We start from the raw sequence: 2,310 nt of genomic DNA, 5'->3' as shown, positions 1-2,310 counted from the left end.
CGGTTGGGCTGGTCCTGGCCGTCCAGGGTCAGCGGATCGCCAACCACCAGGCCATCGGGCTTCCATTCCTTGAGCAGGCGTTCGATCGCCGCCCAGTCGGGGCCATTGCCGTGCACATCGACCACGGCCACCGCACGCGCATGCGCGGCGAAGGCACTGCCGATCGCCACGCCGATCCGGCGCGAGCCGACATCGAAACCGAGTACGGTGCCATCGCGACGGATGAGGGCCGGCTCAGACATGGCCGCTGTAATCGGTCAGCCGGAACAGATCGACGCCAATGCGCGACGCGGCGCCCTGCCAGCGCTGTTCCAGCGGCAGCTGGAACACCAGTTCGGCATCGGCCGGCACGGTCAGCCAGCTGTTTTCGGACAGTTCGCTTTCCAGCTGGCCGGCACTCCAGCCCGCGCAGCCCAGGGTGACCACGGCATTGGCCGGGCCTTCGCCACGCGCCATCGCCTCAAGGATGTCACGCGAGGTGGTCAGGTACAGGCCCTCACCGACGACGAGGCTGGAATCCCACGCGCGCGCGTCGTCATGGATGACGAAGCCACGCTCGGGATGCACCGGTCCGCCATTGAGCACCGGACGCGCCTGCAGGACGCCATCGCCGGTAGCGATCTCCATCTGCGCAAGCACCTCGCCCAGGGTGTACTCGGACGGCTGGTTGACCAGCACCCCCATTGCCCCGTTCTCGTCGTGCTGGCAGATCAGCGCGACGGTGCGGGCGAAGGTGGCGTCGATCAGCGACGGCAGCGCCACGAGCAGGTGATTGGCGAGGGAAGTCGGCATTACTGGCATGGGCGCCATTCTAACCGCTGCGACCGGATGCGGGCGCGAAGGGATGGGCTAGGATGGCGCTCTTGCAAGGAGGACGACCCGATGCAGCAGGATGCAACGCTGTCATGGCCCACCCGCAGCATGATCGTGTTGATCGCACTGCTGCAGGGGCTGATGCTTTTCGCGGCCCAGGAACTGGCGGATCAATGGCCGTTCCGGGACATCGGCTGGCGCTACTGCTGGTATGCCTGGGTATTGACCGTGCCCACCGCAGTGGCCTTGACGCTGGTCGATCTGAAGGCCTGGCGCCTGTGGCTGCACGCCGGGTTGGCCTCGTTGCTGGTCCTCGCCCTGGCCGCTTGGACCGCCTGGAACCTGAGCGGAGAAACCGCGCTGTATGCGGCCGTGCTGCAGGTTCCGCTCTCGATCTGCCTGGCCGTTGCCACGTTCATTGCCCTGCCGTGGTGGCAGTTCCGCCTGCATGCCGGACATTGGCGGGCCGACTATGGCGCGTTGTTCGAACGCGCCTGGCAGAACGGGCTGACCCTGGTGCTGGCGGCGGTGTTCACCGGCTTGACCTGGCTGCTGCTGTGGCTGTGGGCGGCGCTGTTCCGGATGGTCAAGGTCGACTTTTTCCACGTCCTGTTCGGCAGCGATGCCTTCATCGCCTTGGCCACCGGCATGCTGGCAGGCTTCGGCGTGCTGATCGGGCGCACCCAGCATCGCGCGATGCAGATCACCCGCCAGGTGCTCTTCGCGATCTGCCGCGGCCTGCTGCCATTGCTGTCGTTCATCGCGGTGCTGTTCGTGCTGTCGCTGCCGTTCACCGGGCTGGCGCCGCTGTGGGCCACGCGTTCGGCCGCCAGCCTGCTGCTGGTGCTGGCGGTGCTGCTGATCAGCCTGGCCAACGCGGTCTACCAGCACGACGACGGCACCCCGCCCTACCCGGCATGGCTGCGCCGGCTGGTCGAGGCCAGCCTGCTGGCACTGCCGATCTACGCCGGCCTGGCGCTGTATGCGATGTCCCTGCGGGTCAGCCAGTACGGCTGGACCCTCTCGCGCTTCTGGGGCGTGGCGGTGGCAGTGCTGATTGCCGGCTATGCCATCGGCTACGCCTTCGCCGCACTGCGCCGGCACGGGCGTTGGCTGCATCGGCTTGAGCCGGTCAACCGCTGGATGTGCTGGGCCGTGCTGGCAACCGCACTGCTGGCCATCTCGCCGGTGATCGACCCGGTGCGCRTCACCCTGGCCAGCCAGATGAAGCGCCTGCGCGCCGATCCGGCGTTGATGACTGCGGACGCCGCAAATCAGCTGCGTTTCGAGCTGGGCCGTCGAGGTGTGCAGGCGCTGCGCACGCTGCAGAAAGCACCGTCATTGGCGGCCGACACGCGCGCCTCCAGCATCATCGTGCAGGCCCTGGCCCGRCAGAAGCGCGAGTCACGCTGGGATAACGACATCGACGATGGCGTGCGCGACCTGGCCAGCCTGAAGTCACGGATCGTGCAGGCCAAGGGCACCGCCTCGCCAGCC

Annotated in this window: 3 protein-coding genes; 1 reads left to right on the top strand and 2 read right to left on the bottom strand. The window is 67.6% G+C overall.

The window, feature by feature from the left end:
* Positions 1–242 (bottom strand): Holliday junction resolvase RuvX (ruvX, locus tag AC1VAN_RS18970; protein WP_480986458.1); only part of this gene is annotated, 242 nt, incomplete at its 3' end.
* Positions 235–801: a YqgE/AlgH family protein gene (locus tag AC1VAN_RS18965; RefSeq protein WP_032977293.1), complete on the bottom strand. Its 567-nt coding sequence runs from the start codon at positions 799–801 to the stop codon at positions 235–237. The genes AC1VAN_RS18965 and ruvX, both read right to left, overlap by 8 nt.
* 81 nt (positions 802–882) lie before the next feature.
* Between AC1VAN_RS18965 and AC1VAN_RS18960 the strand changes: the two genes are divergently transcribed.
* On the top strand, positions 883–2,310 hold a 1,428-nt coding region (locus tag AC1VAN_RS18960), incomplete at its 3' end, for a DUF4153 domain-containing protein (RefSeq protein ID WP_480986457.1).

It is taken from the genome of Stenotrophomonas sp. 05L44_2 (genome assembly GCF_056665995.1).
This window is presented reverse-complemented; position numbering and strand designations above follow the sequence as displayed.

Coding starts and splice junctions, on each gene's coding strand:
- AC1VAN_RS18965 (WP_032977293.1), bottom strand. CDS start 801: ATGCCAGTAATGCCGACTTCCCTCGCCAATCACCTGCTCGTGGCGCTG.